The sequence below is a fragment of the Cohnella thailandensis genome (assembly GCF_014212135.1).
Classification (GTDB): domain Bacteria; phylum Bacillota; class Bacilli; order Paenibacillales; family Paenibacillaceae; genus Cohnella; species Cohnella thailandensis.
In genome coordinates, this window is record NZ_JACJVQ010000021.1 from 135617 (window position 1) to 151802 (window position 16186).

19 protein-coding genes are annotated in these 16186 nt (G+C 57.4%); 3 read left to right on the forward strand and 16 right to left on the reverse strand.

Annotation, left to right across the window (positions count from 1 at the left end; genetic code table 11):
• Positions 1–54 precede the first annotated feature (54 nt).
• The gene (locus H7B67_RS24740; protein ID WP_185122554.1) at positions 55–975 is read left to right on the forward strand and encodes a diacylglycerol/lipid kinase family protein; all 921 of its coding nucleotides are present in this window, start codon (positions 55–57) and stop codon (positions 973–975) included.
• On the opposite strand, the gene H7B67_RS24745 is transcribed toward H7B67_RS24740, so the two are convergent.
• Positions 939–2696 carry an ATP-binding protein gene (locus H7B67_RS24745; protein WP_185122555.1) on the reverse strand — a complete coding sequence of 586 codons (1758 nt, stop codon included), beginning with the start codon at positions 2694–2696 and terminating at the stop codon, positions 939–941. The genes H7B67_RS24740 and H7B67_RS24745 overlap by 37 nt on opposite strands.
• A 106-nt stretch (positions 2697–2802) precedes the next feature.
• On the opposite strand from H7B67_RS24745, the gene mscL reads away from it, so the two are divergent.
• Together mscL and H7B67_RS24755 are read left to right on the forward strand one after the other, a co-directional pair.
• Positions 2803–3309, forward strand: a complete 507-nt coding sequence (gene mscL, locus H7B67_RS24750) for a large conductance mechanosensitive channel protein MscL (protein WP_185122556.1) — start codon at positions 2803–2805, stop codon at positions 3307–3309.
• A gap of 19 nt (positions 3310–3328) precedes the next feature.
• Positions 3329–4012, forward strand: coding sequence for an NUDIX hydrolase (locus H7B67_RS24755; RefSeq protein ID WP_185122557.1), 684 nt, complete (start codon positions 3329–3331; stop codon positions 4010–4012).
• Here H7B67_RS24755 and H7B67_RS24760 read toward each other — a convergent pair.
• The 15 genes from H7B67_RS24760 to H7B67_RS24830 form a co-directional block, all read right to left on the reverse strand.
• Complete coding sequence (locus H7B67_RS24760) at positions 3955–4698, reverse strand: tyrosinase family protein (RefSeq protein WP_185122558.1); 744 nt, start codon at positions 4696–4698, stop codon at positions 3955–3957. The two genes, H7B67_RS24755 and H7B67_RS24760, sit on opposite strands and share 58 nt — an antisense overlap.
• 269 nt (positions 4699–4967) lie before the next feature.
• Positions 4968–6062 (reverse strand): AI-2E family transporter, encoded by a 1095-nt coding sequence (locus tag H7B67_RS24765; RefSeq protein ID WP_185122559.1) that lies wholly within the window; start codon positions 6060–6062, stop codon positions 4968–4970.
• 55 nt (positions 6063–6117) lie between these two features.
• Entirely contained in the window at positions 6118–7350 is a 1233-nt protein-coding gene (locus H7B67_RS31360) for a glucosaminidase domain-containing protein (protein WP_342592619.1), read from the reverse strand.
• Between the two features lie 265 nt (positions 7351–7615).
• Positions 7616–8020 (reverse strand): phage holin family protein, encoded by a 405-nt coding sequence (locus H7B67_RS24775; RefSeq protein ID WP_185122560.1) that lies wholly within the window; start codon positions 8018–8020, stop codon positions 7616–7618.
• A 93-nt stretch (positions 8021–8113) separates the two neighbouring features.
• The gene (locus H7B67_RS24780; protein WP_185122561.1) at positions 8114–8500 is read right to left on the reverse strand and encodes a hypothetical protein; all 387 of its coding nucleotides are present in this window, start codon (positions 8498–8500) and stop codon (positions 8114–8116) included.
• Between the two features lie 15 nt (positions 8501–8515).
• A complete protein-coding gene (locus H7B67_RS24785) occupies positions 8516–10198 on the reverse strand; it encodes a phage tail protein (protein ID WP_185122562.1) in 1683 nt (560 codons plus the stop codon).
• A gap of 7 nt (positions 10199–10205) precedes the next feature.
• Entirely contained in the window at positions 10206–10823 is a 618-nt protein-coding gene (locus tag H7B67_RS24790) for a putative phage tail protein (RefSeq protein WP_185122563.1), read from the reverse strand.
• 3 nt (positions 10824–10826) lie between these two features.
• A complete protein-coding gene (locus tag H7B67_RS24795) occupies positions 10827–11186 on the reverse strand; it encodes a hyaluronate lyase N-terminal domain-containing protein (protein WP_185122564.1) in 360 nt (119 codons plus the stop codon).
• Between the two features lie 12 nt (positions 11187–11198).
• Positions 11199–12224 (reverse strand): DUF2793 domain-containing protein, encoded by a 1026-nt coding sequence (locus H7B67_RS24800; protein WP_185122565.1) that lies wholly within the window; start codon positions 12222–12224, stop codon positions 11199–11201.
• A gap of 1 nt (position 12225) precedes the next feature.
• Entirely contained in the window at positions 12226–12624 is a 399-nt protein-coding gene (locus H7B67_RS24805) for a phosphoglucomutase (protein ID WP_185122566.1), read from the reverse strand.
• 3 nt (positions 12625–12627) lie between these two features.
• Positions 12628–13722, reverse strand: coding sequence for a baseplate J/gp47 family protein (locus tag H7B67_RS24810; RefSeq protein ID WP_185122567.1), 1095 nt, complete (start codon positions 13720–13722; stop codon positions 12628–12630).
• Positions 13719–14174, reverse strand: coding sequence for a DUF2634 domain-containing protein (locus H7B67_RS24815; RefSeq protein WP_185122568.1), 456 nt, complete (start codon positions 14172–14174; stop codon positions 13719–13721). Before H7B67_RS24815 ends, H7B67_RS24810 begins: the two co-directional genes overlap by 4 nt.
• The gene (locus tag H7B67_RS24820) at positions 14167–14586 is read right to left on the reverse strand and encodes a hypothetical protein (RefSeq protein WP_185122569.1); all 420 of its coding nucleotides are present in this window, start codon (positions 14584–14586) and stop codon (positions 14167–14169) included. The genes H7B67_RS24815 and H7B67_RS24820 overlap by 8 nt, the downstream gene beginning before the upstream one ends.
• Complete coding sequence (locus tag H7B67_RS24825; protein ID WP_185122570.1) at positions 14579–15544, reverse strand: XkdQ/YqbQ family protein; 966 nt, start codon at positions 15542–15544, stop codon at positions 14579–14581. The genes H7B67_RS24820 and H7B67_RS24825 overlap by 8 nt, the downstream gene beginning before the upstream one ends.
• Positions 15541–16170, reverse strand: coding sequence for a LysM peptidoglycan-binding domain-containing protein (locus H7B67_RS24830; protein ID WP_185122571.1), 630 nt, complete (start codon positions 16168–16170; stop codon positions 15541–15543). The genes H7B67_RS24825 and H7B67_RS24830 overlap by 4 nt, the downstream gene beginning before the upstream one ends.
• Positions 16171–16186 lie beyond the last annotated feature (16 nt).

Here is a 16186-nt window from a genome sequence, read left to right on the forward strand (position 1 = left end):
CCGTATAATAGGTCTACCGGCACCGTCCGGAAGACAGGGAGGGCCTCATCATCCATGATCATGTTCATAGTGAATCCGTCGTCCGGCAACGGGAAAGGTCGAATCGTCTGGGATAAGGTCGAGAGCAGGCTGCGCCGGGACGGGATTCCTTATACCGTCGTCTTGGAGGATACCGAGCGGCAATCCGTGGAGCTTGCGGCCAAGGAATTGGAGCGAGGCCATGTGAAAGCGGTTGCCGTCGTTGGCGGCGACGGCACCTTGCACAGCGTCCTTCCCCTGCTGGCGGGAGGCTCTATTCCGCTCGGCCTCATACCGGCCGGATCCGGCAACGATACCGCGAGAGCCTTCGGCATTCCGAAGCAGCCGGCGGCCGCACTTGATCTGATCCTCTCCCTACGAACGCAGCCGGCCGATCTCTTAAAGGCGAAGCTGGCCACGGGCGAAGAGCTGCTGACCCTAACCGCCCTGGCCATCGGCCTGGACGCGGCCGTAGCCGAAGACGTCAACGTCTCCGGCTACAAGAAATGGTGCAACCGATTCCGCATCGGCTCCCTTGCCTATATCATCGGCCTGTTGCGCGCGCTTGCCCGTTACAAGCCGGAGGTTGTCAAAGTCTCCGTGGACGGCAAGGAGCACGTGTTCCGCGCCTCTTGGCTATCCGCCGTTACGAACGTTTCCAATTACGGGGGAGGGCTGAAAATCTGTCCGGAAGCCCGTCCGACCGATAACAGGCTTCATGTGTGCATCGTCCACGACTGTTCGAAAATACAGCTGCTGCGGGTTTTTCCGACCATTCTGAACGGCTCTCACGTTCGTACCCGCTACGTGACGGTCCTGAGCGGCAAGAACATTCAAATCACGGCCGGACGATCCCTGCCGGCGTTCGGGGATGGCGAGCCTGTCGGCCACACTCCTCTATCCTCCTCCGTCGTTCCCGGTCAATTGCCGTTCATCACGGCGGGCGTCTCGGGATAACGGAACGGGAATCGGATCTCGAAGGAGGTTCCGATTCCCAAGCGGCTGCTCACGCGAATCTGGCCGTCATGGTTATCGACGATCTTATAGCTGACCATAAGGCCCAATCCCGTTCCCTTCTCCTTCGTCGTGTAGAAAGGCTGGCCCATCTTGGCCAACTGCTCCTCCCGGATGCCCGGCCCCTCGTCGGAGATTAGAACGCGCACCGAGTCTTCCTCCCTGCTCAGCCTGACGTGAATGGCTCCTCCGTCGCTCATGGCTTCTATCGCGTTTTTGATGATATTGATGAACACTTGCTTGATTTGGTTCTCCACCCCGAAGACCCACATCGGCTCCTTGCCGTATTCCGCTTCTATGTAAACATTGTGCAGGATCGCCTGCGTCTCCAGAAGAGTCACCGTATCCCGCATCATGACGCGAACGTCATGATAGCTGAGATCGTAGACCTGCGGCTTGGCCAGCATGAGCAGCTCGCTCACGATCCCTTCGATCCGGTCCAGCTCGGAATTCATGATGTCGTAGTAGCTCGCTTCCTTGCGGCCGGAACCGATGAGATGCAGGAAGCCCTTGAGCGACGTCAGCGGATTGCGGATCTCGTGCGCGATTCCCGCCGCCAGCTGTCCGGCCACGTACAGCTTCTCCGAATTGATCAGAAGCTCCTCGTTCTTCTTCCTCTCCGAGATGTCCCGAATGATAACCTGCACCGCGGGCTCGTTGTTCAGGGTCGTCAGCGTCTCTACGATCTCCGTGTCCAGCATGCGTCCGCTCAGCGAGTACCAAATCTGCTCGACGGGCTTATTGGAGCCTTTGTACTGCAGGTTCTGAAGCCGTTCGCGCACCCTCTCGATATCCTCGGTCCGGAGGAAGGAGGATATCGGCTTGCCCAGCAGGTCGCTCGGCTGCTCCGCGTCGAACATCCGCAGCCCCGCCTGGTTGACGAACACCCACTTTTCCTTCTTGAAAATAGCGATCGTATCCAGGGAATTCTCGATCAGCAGCCGGTACCGCTCGTCCATCTGGGTCATTCTCTTGTCGATGTACCACGTCGCCCAGGTGGAAGCCAGAATGATCAAGCCGCCCAACCCGACGATCAGGACGAGAAAGTGGATGTCCTCGTTAAGCTTGTCCCAGTTGTAGTGAGTCCGGTATTCCAGCCGAATCGCTTCCGTGCTGAGCGCTTGGACGAGAAGCGCGGACAGCCCCAGCGTCACGCTCGCCAACACTCGGTTTTTCTCTTTGACCATAAAATGCAGCTTCAGCGAAGTATAGGTTCCCATCAGAAGAATCAACAGCGAGCACGCGATCAAGACCGGCTGCACCGTGATTCTGGCGATCGGCTGCCCGAGAATCGAGAAGTAGTTCAGGAACCCCACGCTGAACGTGAGAACGGAAGTGCCGATCGCCATGCGGTATTTGGCGCTGGCCTGCGAAGTCAGTACCACGAAAGCCATCAGGGAGAAAAAAATGCTCAAAAGAAGGGCGAACGGCATGCTCCAGGTAAAAAAGAGGACGTTCTCCAAGGCCATGGACGCGACGAAATGCTTCGCCCACAGCCCGATTCCGAACACGAAGGAGCCTCCTGCCAGCCAGAAGAACCGGAACTCGTTGTTCTGGCGTTTAAGATTGCCAATGAAATTAAACATGGTATATGATGCAAATATGCTGATCAGCAAGGCAAGCAGCAGGAATACGATCGACCACGCACCTTCGTGACTGTTCATTCTCCACGCCCTCTCTTCAGTCGTCAAGATTCGTGCCCGTTGATTAGTTTTCGACGATGATCGAAGAAATCCTCTCCACAATTAACCGAAATTGGAGGAAGTGAAAATGATAGGAAATTGGTTAAAAGAATTCAAAACGTTCGCCATGCGCGGCAACGTCATCGACCTCGCCGTCGGGGTCATCATCGGGGGAGCCTTCGGCCAGATCGTCACCTCGCTGGTGAACGATATCGTCATGCCTCCGATCGGGCGTCTTCTGGGCGGGGCCGATTTTAAGGATTTGTTTATTCGGATCGGGCCGATTCCGGAGAACCCGACCGGCAATATCACTACGCTAGAAGGCGCTAAAGCAAATGCGATTCCCGTCATCGCCTACGGCCAGTTCATCAACGTTCTGCTTAACTTCCTGATCGTCGCGTTCTGCATTTTCTTCCTTATTAAAGTCATCAACACGCTATCGCGCAAAAACAAAAAGGAAGAAGAGCAGGCAGCCGCGGAAGCCGCTCCTACGACCAAGGACTGCCCTTACTGCCTGTCCGCCATCCCGGTAAAGGCGACCCGCTGCGGGCATTGCACCTCCATCCTGAGCGATGGACAAGCCGAAACCGTTTAAGGACAGGGGAAAACAAACCATGGCGGAGCACTTCGACATCTACGACGAACGAGGGTACGGGATCGGCAGGGCCGCGCGTCCGGACGTTCATGCCCTTGGCTTATGGCATCATACGTTTCATTGCTGGCTGGTTCGGCGGACGGGAGAGGGATCGGCCCGCATCCTGTTCCAGAAACGGTGCCTCGACAAGGATACGAATCCCGGATGCTACGACATTACCGCCGCGGGCCACCTCTCCGCGGGGGAGACGGTACGCGACGCGGCTCGCGAGATGAGAGAGGAGATCGGGTGGAGCGTCCCTTTCGAGCAGCTCTCTTACTACGGGGATCTCCGGGAAGAGGACGAAGGGTTCGCCCGCTCCGTGCATTACGTGGACCGCGAGATCAGCTCCGTATACGGTTGCGTCACCGAGTTCCCGCTCGGCTCGTTCCGCTTGCAGAAGGAAGAAGTGGCGGGAATCTACGAAGCGGATGCGGACGAGCTGATCGATCTTATGCTAGACAAGAGGAAGACCGTGTCGGCCGCCGGGGCCGCTTACCGGGACCTTGGGGACGGGGAATCTATGTCCATGGAGCAAGAAGAGGCCCTTGCCTCCGTTGTCGCGGAGATAAGGGCCGAGGACTTCGTGCCGAGGGAGCGCGAGTATTACGTGGATATCTTCCGCTTCCTTAAGGGGCTCGCTCTCAACGAGTCGTCCCGCTGAATCGGCTCGCCGATCCGTTCCAGGATAATTCGGGACCACTCCAGCCTTCCGGTCCGGAGAGAGCCCTCCCACCATTCGCCGGTCTCCGGCTGGCGGAACACGATCTCGAGACGGCCGTCTCTATCCGTATCCCAGATGCGGAAGGGGCGGCCGTCCGCTATCTCCCCGAAAGCCGAGCTGTCCCCGACGGCTCCCCATTCCACGCGTTCTTCTCCCTTGAAGCTCTCCGTTCTGCCAAGCCACCAGCTTCCGCTTTCGCTCTCGTAACGAAGGACTTCCCCAGCCGCGTCGAGGAACGTCCCGCTCCAATAGGGCATGCCCTCCCGGAAGCGGCCGAGTCCCTCCCAGTTGCGCCACCAGCGGTCGATCATTCCATGAATGTTGTAGAAGACCGTATTTTGCGGAGCGATATCCAAGTCGTTGATCTCATCGTCTCCATATAGGACGGCCGCCTCTTGATGGATGCAGCCGTGGACGCCGGACGACTCGATGAAGCGTCCCAGCTCGTCGGAGGATCGGAACGTCCCGGGCTGATAGAGGATCCTTCCTTCCGCTCCCTGATCGTAGCAAGGAGCTCTTCGGATCGGCTCCGGAACGGAAGGCCACGGTTCGACCAAGCGAGGGTCCAGATTCTGCCGCCGGTACCAATCCAAGGCCCGCGTGATGAAGCTGCGATGGAATGACAAAAAATCCTCTCCGTAACCGGAAGGAGGATATTCTACGTTTACGGAATGCCGGGCGTGATGCCATCTTCTGTGCTCCTCGAGCAAGTCCTTCGGAAAATTCGGGATTCGGGTCATTGGCTTGCGCACTCTCCCTTCGCCCTTCGGGAACGTCCGCCCAGGCCCCTGCGTTTCTTGCCGGCGGGAGCATGGAGGGACGTTCCGCATAGGCGAATGTCTTGTCGTTCCATTGTATGCGGGAGAGCGGGTTCGGGTGTTCGCGGAAACGAACCTTACGGGTCGATGATGTCGATGTTGCGCAGCCTGTAGAGCCGCCATGCATGAGTGACGACGATCTTGAGCAGCGCGTAGCAAGGTACGGCGACGAACATGCCGAACAGTCCGCCGATGCTTCCCACCGCAAGCAGCACGATGATCAGCGTCAGAGGATGGATCGCCAGCTTCTTGCCCATGATTTGCGGCGAGAGGACTTTGTCCTCGATCTGCTGGACGATCAGAACGACGAGGATGACCCACACGACCTGCATAGGGGATTCGATGAAGCCTACGATGACGGCCGGAACCATCCCGATGATAGCGCCGACATACGGTATAAAGTTCATAAGCGTCAGAACGACCGCCAGCAGCAGCGAATACGGAAGACCGATCACCGAGTACCCGATCCACGTCAGAAGGCACAGTCCGAAGCTGACGAGGATTTTCCCCTGTATGTATGCGCTCAGCGCCCCGTCCATCTCCTTCATGATCGCATACGCGCGATCGTCGTGCTTATCCGGAACGAGCTTCAGGAACAGGTTGGGGAATTGGCGGTCCCCTTTAAGCATGTAGTACACGATGAACGGAACGGTCGACAGCAGGAGGAAAAAGCTCGAAACGAAGCTCATGACGCTGTTGAACGCATCCCCCATGTTGTTGACGACCCGATTGATGATCTCTTCGGTCTTCGCGGAGAGGTCGACCTGATGCTCTTGCAGATAGTTGGCCACCCAGTCGTTCTTCTGCAGCGTCTCCACCTGATCCTGTCCCAATTTAATCAGTTCGGGCAGGTTGACGACCAAGCTGTTGACCTGATCGCCGATAACCGGACCGATAAGGAAGCCGATCAGCACGAGAACTCCGGCAAGAATCAGGAAGACCGCCGAGATCGAGAGCGTTCGGTTCCGCAGGTACTTCTCCAGGTAATTGACCGGCGGACGCAGTAAATAGTAGAAAACAAGAGAGAGAAGGAGCGGCGTGAGCAGCCCCTTGATCATCTTCCAGAAAGGCTCGAAGAGGAAATCCACTTTGGACGCTAGGAAGAAGATAAGGAGTACAACGATAATGCCGTAGCCGATGCGAAAATATTTGCCCTGTGGAATATGAATCACCCAATCCTAGAAATAGTAGTCCCGCACATGTCAAATGTTTGTCATATATGGGGCATTATACCGGAATTCCGGCCGCTTTGCGAACCTCGTTCGCCAGGCGGTTGAACTCGTCTTTCGAAGCTTGATCGACCGCCGCATACCAGCCTGCCGATAGGAACTTGATGATCTTCTCCGCGTCTTCTTTGCTCATCGTTATCTCACCTTCCTCTTCATTCGTGTTCCACCAGCCTTCGCCGCCGAAGGAGCGGTTCAGGTCCAGCGAGACTCCGGCCACCGAGGTGCCGTTCTTGTATTGATAAATATTCGCGTTGCTGCTTTCGTTGCCCCTGCTCCAGGCGTAAGTCTGCCAGAAATGCTTGCAGGCCCCGCGCTTGTGCATCTCTTCGATTACCGCGTAGGAGCCGTAAACGCCGATTCCATAGCCGGGGAGCTCGGCGGCGGCGGCCTTCAGGTACGCTTCGATCGCGTTATAGTCCGACGGCTGGGCGTCGTAATCCACCGCGAAGTAGATGGCGCTGCCGGGAGGCTGGGCGATCGTCCGGGCTTCCTTGAGGGCGGCGGCTCCGTCCGCCTTCCCCGCGGAGGCTCCGCCCTTCGGGCGATCCGCCGACGTCTCGTAAACGGAGACGATCTGCATTCCCGCGGCGGTGATCGCTTCCGCTTCGCTTCGGGTCAGTCTTTTCCAAGTGTAGTTGGCCGGGACCAGATAGCGCGCCGCGAACTTATAGCCCGCCGCCGCGATCTGCTTCGCCGTCTGCGCGGTGAGCGGAGTCGCGCAATCGATTCCGGATGTCGTTGTTGCCAAGGGCGGCTTCTCTCCTTCCTCTGAGGGTTTGGGTTTAAAAACATCATATTGATAAAGGTCGTAGGCGTTCATCAGCGAAATCAGCTTGTCGGCGTAGCCCGGATCCGTCGCGTAGCCCGCGGCGGCGACCTCCCGGGCGGCGGTTCGGCCGTCTGCGTTAAGCGCCTTCTTGTAGCGCGGGCGGCTAAGCAGCGCGGAATGGTCGGCGATCGACTCCTCCCAGCTGTTATAGGCGCGGAACGCCGCTTGCGCTTGCGTCGCGCGTCCGTCCGCATATTCCGTCGTCGCCATCGTCACGCTGCCGGCCGGGCCGGTGCCTTTGATGCTGAACAGGTTATTGGCTTTCTGCGTCAGCCCGCTCCGCCCCCAGTTCGACTCCAGCGCCGCCTGCGCCAGGGTAAGGGAAGCCGGGACGCCCGTGTTGAGTTGATCGGCGAGGACGTACGGAAGAATCCGGGTTATAAAGGCATCATAGATGGACATCGCTCTTGGCGTACCCCTCCTTATACGTCGGGGATGGGATGTGGTTGCTGGTCGTTTTGGGTCATTTATAGGGATGCATTGGGGTGAGAAAAATAGGGCGATTATTTTTAAGGACGAGTTAGTATATGTTGGCGTGAAGGCGAACGGAACGGCGGGCGTTAGCCTGGGGAGCATTACAATGGCAGAACGAGAGATCGATTCCCCACTTAATACAATATTCTGTTCTTGTGCCTTCTTTCCTCCAACCGTCAAGTAGAAGCAGTCTCTACTCTTCCGTTTCGCCCTTCTGCTTGAGCACCGCAATGATTTGCCTTAGCTTCTCCGGCATCGGGAGGCCGATGCGGCCGCAATTCTCTGTGACCGACACCAGTTCGTTCGCGATGTAGAAGTAAATAGCTCCTCCCATGACCATCTCGCTTCCGAGCAGCACGTCCACTCGATAGCTGAGAAGGATGACGAGCAGCATGATGCCCTTCTTCGCTAATCCAACCGCTCCGACCGCCGAGTTCAGGCCATGTCCTTCTTTCAGCGACGCGTACATTCCGCTGATGATATCTATAGCAACCACGGTAAGTAGGAATGTGAGGGATTCGGGCCAGTGGCCGAAAGAGAAAGTGATGAAGGCTCCTAGCACGCCGGAAAAATAGTTGATGAGGGTTTGTGCGTTCATGTGGGGACCTCCTTTGGGATAATAAAAAACGGGCCAATGGCCCGTTCAGGAGTCTTACGAAGAAATGAATGTGATCCTATCATTTTGCATCTATTATTCTTTCATTTTGTTTTGCAGATCTGATAAGGAAAGTTTTAATTCATCGATGAGCCTCTGCTGTTCAGCCACTTGCAACGTCAACGGTTTTTGATAGACTGGCTCTGCGGTATGTGAAGGATTAGGGTATGAGAATACAAGAATCGGCTCCTCTCCTTTAATATCCACCCTATATCCGTTGCAAGCCGTAAAGTCAGCTGCGTATTGACCAAATTCCAGGTGAAGGACGCCAACCGTCTCAGGAATACGTTCCGCCAAAGCCCCATAAGAGGCGAAATCCCCTTCTTGTGTCGTCTCGATCACCTCACCCGAACGCTCTCCGGTGTCTACGAGCACGTTGCCCGTTACCCGATCATAATAAATCTTTCGTCCAACTTTTTTCATTCCAGATTACCTCCTTTACTCGAATGCCACCCAGCTAAATGTACCTGTATCACTTACCGTTGACACTTGGAAGAATCCCGGCCCATAATAACCTCCATAAGTACCTAGCGTCGAAGCGGGACTTGTCTGATAGATCCAATTTCCATAATACGGCTCCGTACCGTTTCCTGGCATAGAGCTCTGACCATAAAAGTTATCGGAGAAGAACATGTAGTTAAAGGTATTGGAGGCGTTGGTAAAAAAACCGGAGTTGTTAAGTAAACCAACGTCAAAAAGGATGTTTACACTCGGCCAATTAGTCCCGCTTAGCCTTTTGGCAAAAACCAGAGACGGAGTAAACCCAAGACCAGTGACCAGAATGCCCGAAGTGTAAGTCATGCTGATAGTTGTCGCCGACCCGCTAGCACTCCGCCTCCCTGTGCCCGTCACCTTAACACCATTGACATACGCCGTGTATCCCGAAAGAATTTTATCTGCCGTTGCGGTAGCATCACCTGTAAACGTACCTGTCATTTTTAGATCAGATCCGCCGATTTGTACCCCGTACTTGATATTATCAGGCAACAGCGCATGAATATGGTGTTCTAACTTCGTTGTCGAGTCCATGTAGCCTTTGGACGCAGAATTATTGGGGCTTGGCCTTGTCACCAATTTACCGTAAGCTGTGTTGCCACTGTATACCTCCAGAGAGAGAACCCCTTCAGCTCCGCCATAAACAGCTTGATTGCGTTTATCCTGCAAAGTACCCGATACAATGCCGTTTTCAGTACCCACTGTATAACCAGACAGGATCTGATCAGCCCCAGCCGTCCCATACTCCCCCCCTTCACCCTGTAAGATAAAAGCCGTACCGTTATAGCGCAGGGTATAGATCCCGTTCGCCACAAGCTTGCCCGATGCCAGGGCAGCACCCTTGCTATTAAGGATAGACTTCGCCCCCAGCGCATTCACGTTAATGGTAGAAGCACCTGTATTGGCAACGTTAATTTTCACGGCAAGAGCCAGACCGGCCGGCAACGAAGTTGGCGCCGGGGATAGAGTTACGGCATAGGCGTTGGCTGAGCCAGTTGCTGCAGCATAAGGTACGTGAGAGGTCAGATCGGAAACGTGAGAGAGAGGTGCCGCATCCGTAATCCCATACCCGTTCAACGTCGTCGGGTTCGTCCCCGCCGTCACGCGTCCCTTCGCGTCGACGGTTACGCTTCGGTAGGTTCCTGCCGATACGCCCGAGTTCGACAAGGTTAGCGTACCGCTTGCCGCTGCCGAGCCATCGAAAGTAACGGAAGCTGCACCGTCGCCCGTAAGCGAGATTGCGCGAGCCGTCGCCAGCTTCGTGGCGGTTGCCGCGTTGCCGGTGATGCCGCCGACTAACTGCGCAGAGGAGTTGTAGACGGGGATCGTATTCGCGACCGCCGTCGTGCTCGCGTCATAGCCGTCAAGCTTGTCCGCGTTCAGATTGGTTACTTTGGTGGTGGAAGTCACCGCCAATGGCGCGCTCCCCGTCGCCACAGCGGAAGTGATCGGTCCGCTTACCTTGAGGTTCGCGGCCGTCACCGTGCCGGTAAAAGTAGGCGAAGCAAGAGGAGCCTTCTCCGCGACGGCCGAGTCGAGAATATCCGAATTGTCGTTGAAGTTCCCGATATCGACGACGTCCGTGCCCTCCGGCTTCTTGAGTCCTAAATTCGGTGTCTGTTGCATGAGTCCGTCACTCTCCTTCGTAAACTTTAAGCTCGTTCCATGTCTTGAGTGCCGCGTCGGACCATCGAAGCCCCGACAATTGATCCCAAGTTGTATAAGTATATTTAATGCTATAAACCAGGTGAGCCGGCTTGATCGCTTCCAGCATGGACAAGAACCCCGCCATGTTCGCCGGAATGCCCTTCACCCCGATGAACTGGATCTCAAACCGGTACTCCGCAGGGTACTCGGTCACTCGAACCTCGCCGCCGCTGAAAGCCGCGGCCGCGGACACGATCGCCGCCGAAGTCGTCGTGCCGACTCCGCGAAGGGCGGCCATCACTTGCTCCCGGCGCCTCTCGATCGTCTTGGAAGGATCGACCGTCAGCCCCAGCTCGTCCTCCCAGCGATCCAATCCCCAAGTGGCCGTGCTCACGAACCGTTGACGAAGCGTCTCGTCCAACGCAAACCGCTGCTGAGCCGCCTCCTCCGCGATGGTTGCTTGCAGGGCCTTCATCACTCGGCTATTGGCGTAGTAATAGGGCAAATAACTTAACAGATCCGGCGGGTTGCCCGGAGACGAGCCGCCAGATTCCGGCTCTTCCGAGAACAGCAAGTTACCGTACGACGTTTCCCCATAAGCCACCGGCTACACCCCCTTCAGTTGGTTCCAGGTCACGCCGGGACTCAGCTTGGCGTTGACCTCCAGCTTGGTCGCCCCATCGGCAATGCCGTAACCCGACAAGGTGGTCGGCTTGCCCGTCACTCCCGCCCAAGCTACGCTGTCCGCCGCCTCGGCGGAATCGACCTTACCGTTGCCGTTCGTGTCGTAAATGCTCTTAAGCATGTCCCCCGCCGCCAAGCCGGACGCCAGAAGGACATTCCCGCTCGTCGCCGTGCCGACAAACAGCTTTTTCGTATCCGTGCAGTACCCCAGCTCTCCATCGGACAAGGTTCCGATGTTGGCTTCCAGTCCTCGCCGGATTTGAATCAATACTTTGCGAGCCATCTCATCACCGCCTTAAAACGTGCCGCCGTCGATCGCGCTGACCGTCAGGCGGTTGCCGTTCGCGGAATCGTACACGATGCTGCTCTCGTCGATATGGGCCGCTACTCCATTCGTATCGACGGCAATCCCCCGATAAGCCTTCACCGAGATCGCGTCCGCGGCGACCGTAATCCCGTTGCCGCCGCCAACGTTCAGAGTCACGCTGTCGGCTTGCCCGCCTCCGGTCAACCCGGTACCGGCCGTAATCGTCTGAAGCGCGCCGCCGGTTCGGACCCAAGCGGTTCCGTTCCAGCTGTAAACCTTCTGTTCGGCATCCACGTAGCAAGTCCAACCGACCGAAGGCGGATAGTAAACCCAAGCGCCCGATTGCCATTCGGCGATCTGCGTCTGTTTGCCGGCCCAAGCTCCGGTCGCGTTCGCCGGGATGATATAACGATCGCCTTCCGCGTTGCCGGATGCCGGCGGCGTAACCGTCGTTTGATTTTTGACCGAGGCTTGCGGCTCGATGTTATGCTTGGCCAGCTCGATCTCGTTCCGAATTTTCTGAGCGGACCACAGCTCGGTGGTCGAAGCTCCGGAATCGTTGATCTGACGATGCTTGGCCGCATCGTCCACATGAGCGCGAACCTCCGCGGCCGACGCGGACGCCGAGCCGTCGCTCAGCTTGCTGACATGCCCGGCCGTCAAATCCGACTTCAGGACCCGGCCATACGTCGCGCCCTCCGCAACATCGTCCAACGTCCCCGTCAGATCCGAGATTCCGATCGCATTGATCCTGATCCACTGCGTTCCGTCATCCAGATATAGATAACCCGAGTTCGCCCCCGAGGTCACGTAATAAGTACGACCGGAAGAGGCGGCACTCGGACGGTTAGCGTAAGTGCCCGACATCGCCCGGCCGACGAACAGATTGGAGGTTCCGTCGCCGACATACACCTCTTTCGTATCGGTGCAAAACCCCATCTCTCCGGACAGAAGAGCACCGCGGGCCGTCAATTCCGCTTTGGTTCCCCGCCGTATCCTGACCGTTTGCGCCATTTTAAACCTCCTCTTTAAAAGAACCCCCGTCGATGATCCCCGAGCTCTTGTATCGTTCCAGTTCGTCTTGAGTGGCTGCCAGTCTATCCTGCAGAAGATTGATGTCCTCCGCTTCCACGGTATCCCCCGGCGTTTCATAGACGACATAGACGGGATTCGCTGTCGTATAAATCCGAATCTCTCTTTTCCAAGGCGTCTCCGACGGAATCGATACCGTGAAGTTCGTTACCCTTTCTCCCGTGAACTTGGGTCCGGTATACGCTTGAATCGAACTCGGCGGCACATTGTCGTGAGAGAGCGGACCTTCATAGACGCCGTCCTTCGTCTCGAAGGCTTCCTCGATCGAATAAACTTCTCCGGCGGCCTTCTTGTTCAGCTTAGCGGCAAAAGAATATCCCATCCCCTACACCCCCAGAGAGACGCTGCCCAGCACCGGAATCTGTTCGTCCGTCAGCGCGACGTTGGTCGAAGCCCCGTTGACCAAGAATTCTTCATAATCCACGATCCCGGGGACGTCGAGAAGAAGCGTGCCCAGCTTGGCATAGCTCACGTAAGAGGTTTTAAAGGCCGTCTCCTGAAAATAATCCTCTACCAGCGTCTCATACGAGTTTTGGGCATCCTGCAGCGTATAACCTGTGGCGAGAGTAACCTTGGCGGCCACGGCAATGCTCTTCTGCTCGGCCGAAGCCACCGTCACCGTCGCTCCGATCGGCCGCACGTTCTCCACATAAGCGGCCACTTCCGCGACCAGCTCGGCACCGGCGGGCTTACCCGCCTGATTCGCGAGCACCAGCTTCACCGTTCCCGGCCCGTTCCAGGTCGGGAACACCCTCGCATCGCCTATCCCCGGCACCTCCAGCGCCCACTGGCGATACTGAGCCGCGTTGCCGGAGGTGGCCGGCTGGCGAATCTTGGCCATAAGCCGACCCAACAACGCTTCGTCGCTCTCTATGTCCGCGCCCCCGCCTGTCTCCGCCTCATTCGTAATCCCGGCAACTCCTCCTACGGAAGTCATCAGCAGCTTGATCGCCGAAGCCGCCACGTTGCCGTGAGCTCCGGGTTCGACCGCCGCAATCGCAACGGTCGCCATACCGTCCGAATTCAGAGTCGCCTCTTCGATCGTCTCGAACTCGACGGACGGTGTGCTCGTCGCCGCATCCGCCTCCGTCGCCGCCAGCGTTCCCGCCGGAATGACCGTCCCCGCAGCTCCCGTGATTTTCACCGATCCGGTCGCCTTCTGGGCTTCCTTCCGGCTGATGCCATGCTCCTCGCACCTAAGATCCAGATAAGCCCCGAACGTCGTGGAAGCGAATCCCCGCCGCAGCACCTCCTGCGCCCAAACCGCCGAATTGAACAGCTCGTAAGCGACAGGAGCCAGAGCGTCCCAGAAGAAGGATCCTTCCGATCGGTCTACATCCGAAGGGAGCCGAGCCAGCATCCGGGCCATAATGGCTTCCTCCGTCTGCTCCTGCAAATAATCCGGCAAAACCGTCGTCATCTCGTCGTCACCACGCTTCCTTGAACGGTCCCCGTCTCCTCGCGCACGTTCTTTACCTCGCAAGCAAACGTGACCCGCTCTTTCTCCCATTCAAAAGTAAAATGGCCTACCGCAGCGGTCCGAGGATCGGCCAAAAGCGTCTCCGTCGTAATGCGAGCGATCTCGCTCTGGACCGCCTCCCGTGACAGGTTCAGGCCGATTAAGCCTTCGAACTCTTGCCCGTAGTCCCGCGAATACACCAAGTATTTATACCGCTCCGTTAGCAGCGCTTTGGCGCACCATTCGAGCCAAGCGTCCGTCCCCTCGACCTCGGCCATTCTGCCGGTCGGGGTTCGAACGAAGTCCCCCGCCAGATAATCGAACTTCGGACTCCGCCCGAAGGCGAACTGATCTTCCCGGATCGTCACCGGTTCATCCGCCGTCGCCTCTGCCTCGGGAAATAAATTAGCCATCCGCTCCCACCACCTTGCACACAACCACCGCGTGGTTGCCGTCGTTGACCGGAATCGCCAGCACCCGATCGCCGGGGCTGAATCCGGCTTTTATCTCCACCCGGACCCCTTCCACTTCCGCCTCATCGAAATCGAATCGAGTCGGAGCGGAAGTCGAAGCCCCCGCTAGAGGGATCCCGTCTTCTTGCACCGGAGAGGTCATCGTCCCCACCCAGGTAAAGGCCGGAACATGCAGCTTCGCCATCCACTCCGCGACTCCGTAGTCCGGAATCTCATGCTTGAACGAATCGAGCTTGAGCCCGCCTGCCGTGATCGTACCTAGCTCCGCTCCAAGTCCCGATACCGCCTGAGACACGATTCCGTTGAACCTCTGCTCAAGCGACGAGACCAGATTTCGATAAGGATCAGCCACACCAATCCCTCCTAACTTTCGCCTCTCCGGCCAGCTCCAGCTCCATATGACCGGGAGTGCCCAGCCTGTGCTTCACCGATGTCACGAAGAGGTCCAGTCCATTCAAGCGAACCTTGTCCCCGGCGCGGATCGTGTTGATATCGGGCGCGGTCACGGTGAACGTCTCCTGCATTCCCATCAGCATGTTCTTGGCCGCTTCCTTCGCTTCGGCGACGGACTCGATTTTGCAGTCCTGGATGACCTTTTGCAGCGTGCCGTATTTCTCCGTCTCGCCTTTGACCAGCGCCAGCACCGGGGACAGCTTCTTGTCGCTCCCCGAATTCCCGAGCACCTTCACCTGCGTCACCGCGCCCTCCAGCGTACGAAGCTGAGTGACCTCCTCCAGCGTCTCCAGCTCCCAGATCGTGGAGTTGCCGCCGATGCGGACAAGCTCCAAGCCGCTTGCGCTCATTCGGGGACGGTACATGTCGCCGCCCTTGTCGGCCGTCTCCCTCAAATCTTCCTGCACCATGGAGAAAATGGACTGTCTGCGCTTCACGCTGCGGGCGAGGAGGATCCGGGTGTCCGGAAGCGTTCCGATGGGGATGCTCCAGTCCTTCGCGTAGGCCCTCAGCCTTTGCGAGGCCGTCTGTCCAGCGGGCAGCAGCCGCTCGTCTTCGGACTTGGCCAGATAGATCGTCCGGTCGTATGCGGTCAGGCTCAACCGCTTGCTTCCGTTATTCGTGCTGGAGCACTCCCAGACGAGCCCGGGATTCAGCAGGTCCGTCTTCCCCGTCGATCCGTAAGGCGTTCCCGAGATTCGAATCGCCTGGCCGGGAGCGACGGTCGGAAGATTGGCCGTAACCGCGAGCTGAAGGCTCGCCCGGCAGGCGATCTCCTCCAGCGATTCTTCGATCGAGATCTCCTCGACCAGATCGGTGAGATCGTATTTCTCGGCTAGAACTACCTCGTAACTCACGGCATCACCAGCTTCTGCCCGACGACGATTCGGTTCGGATCCTTGCCGATGGTCGTCTTGTTCTTTTCATAGATAGCGCTCCACTTCGAACTGCTCCCCAGCTCCCGCTTCGCAATCGCGGACAAAGTGTCGCCCGCGCGAACGACGTAAACCTTGGGAACCGCCTTCGTGTCCGTCCGAGCAGGGGCAACCGCATCGGCCGCTTCCGAGCCCGCCTTCTTTACCTTCATCTCCCGCCAAGTGCGGAAGGCGATATCGAAGGAGATGTCGCCAGGCTCGCCGCCCCTAAAGACGGTATTGACCGAAGACACGTAAACAAGGACGTTAACGGCCGTTTCGGTGATGAGGAGACGAACCGGTTTTTTGGAATTTAGGAGAGTGATCAGCCGCTCGAGCGCCTCTTGGGGATCCGGAATGCCGGCATACCGGCAATAGCTGGGATCCTCCTCCATAGGGAAGAACGAGGAGAACGAAATCTCCTTGATTTTCTCCTGCTGCGCCATATCAACCTCGCCCAGGGAGAGGATCTGGAACGTCTCGTACTGCTTCTCCCGGTTGATCGAGATCTCTTCCGGGTTCACCGGAAATTGAAATTTCTCGGAGCCGTCTATCAAATAAATGTCCATTCGCTTTCACCCGCTC

Excerpts from the sequence above, each read along its gene's own strand:
- H7B67_RS24740 (WP_185122554.1), top strand. The coding sequence starts at position 55 with ATGATCATGTTCATAGTGAATCCGTCGTCCGGCAACGGGAAAGGTCGA.
- H7B67_RS24745 (WP_185122555.1), bottom strand. The coding sequence starts at position 2,696 with ATGAACAGTCACGAAGGTGCGTGGTCGATCGTATTCCTGCTGCTTGCC.
- mscL (WP_185122556.1), top strand. The coding sequence starts at position 2,803 with ATGATAGGAAATTGGTTAAAAGAATTCAAAACGTTCGCCATGCGCGGC.
- H7B67_RS24755 (WP_185122557.1), top strand. The coding sequence starts at position 3,329 with ATGGCGGAGCACTTCGACATCTACGACGAACGAGGGTACGGGATCGGC.
- H7B67_RS31360 (WP_342592619.1), bottom strand. The coding sequence starts at position 7,350 with ATGTCCATCTATGATGCCTTTATAACCCGGATTCTTCCGTACGTCCTC.
- H7B67_RS24775 (WP_185122560.1), bottom strand. The coding sequence starts at position 8,020 with ATGAACGCACAAACCCTCATCAACTATTTTTCCGGCGTGCTAGGAGCC.
- H7B67_RS24780 (WP_185122561.1), bottom strand. The coding sequence starts at position 8,500 with ATGAAAAAAGTTGGACGAAAGATTTATTATGATCGGGTAACGGGCAAC.
- H7B67_RS24785 (WP_185122562.1), bottom strand. The coding sequence starts at position 10,198 with ATGCAACAGACACCGAATTTAGGACTCAAGAAGCCGGAGGGCACGGAC.
- H7B67_RS24795 (WP_185122564.1), bottom strand. The coding sequence starts at position 11,186 with ATGGCTCGCAAAGTATTGATTCAAATCCGGCGAGGACTGGAAGCCAAC.
- H7B67_RS24800 (WP_185122565.1), bottom strand. The coding sequence starts at position 12,224 with ATGGCGCAAACGGTCAGGATACGGCGGGGAACCAAAGCGGAATTGACG.
- H7B67_RS24805 (WP_185122566.1), bottom strand. The coding sequence starts at position 12,624 with ATGGGATATTCTTTTGCCGCTAAGCTGAACAAGAAGGCCGCCGGAGAA.
- H7B67_RS24810 (WP_185122567.1), bottom strand. The coding sequence starts at position 13,722 with ATGACGACGGTTTTGCCGGATTATTTGCAGGAGCAGACGGAGGAAGCC.
- H7B67_RS24815 (WP_185122568.1), bottom strand. The coding sequence starts at position 14,174 with ATGGCTAATTTATTTCCCGAGGCAGAGGCGACGGCGGATGAACCGGTG.
- H7B67_RS24830 (WP_185122571.1), bottom strand. The coding sequence starts at position 16,170 with ATGGACATTTATTTGATAGACGGCTCCGAGAAATTTCAATTTCCGGTG.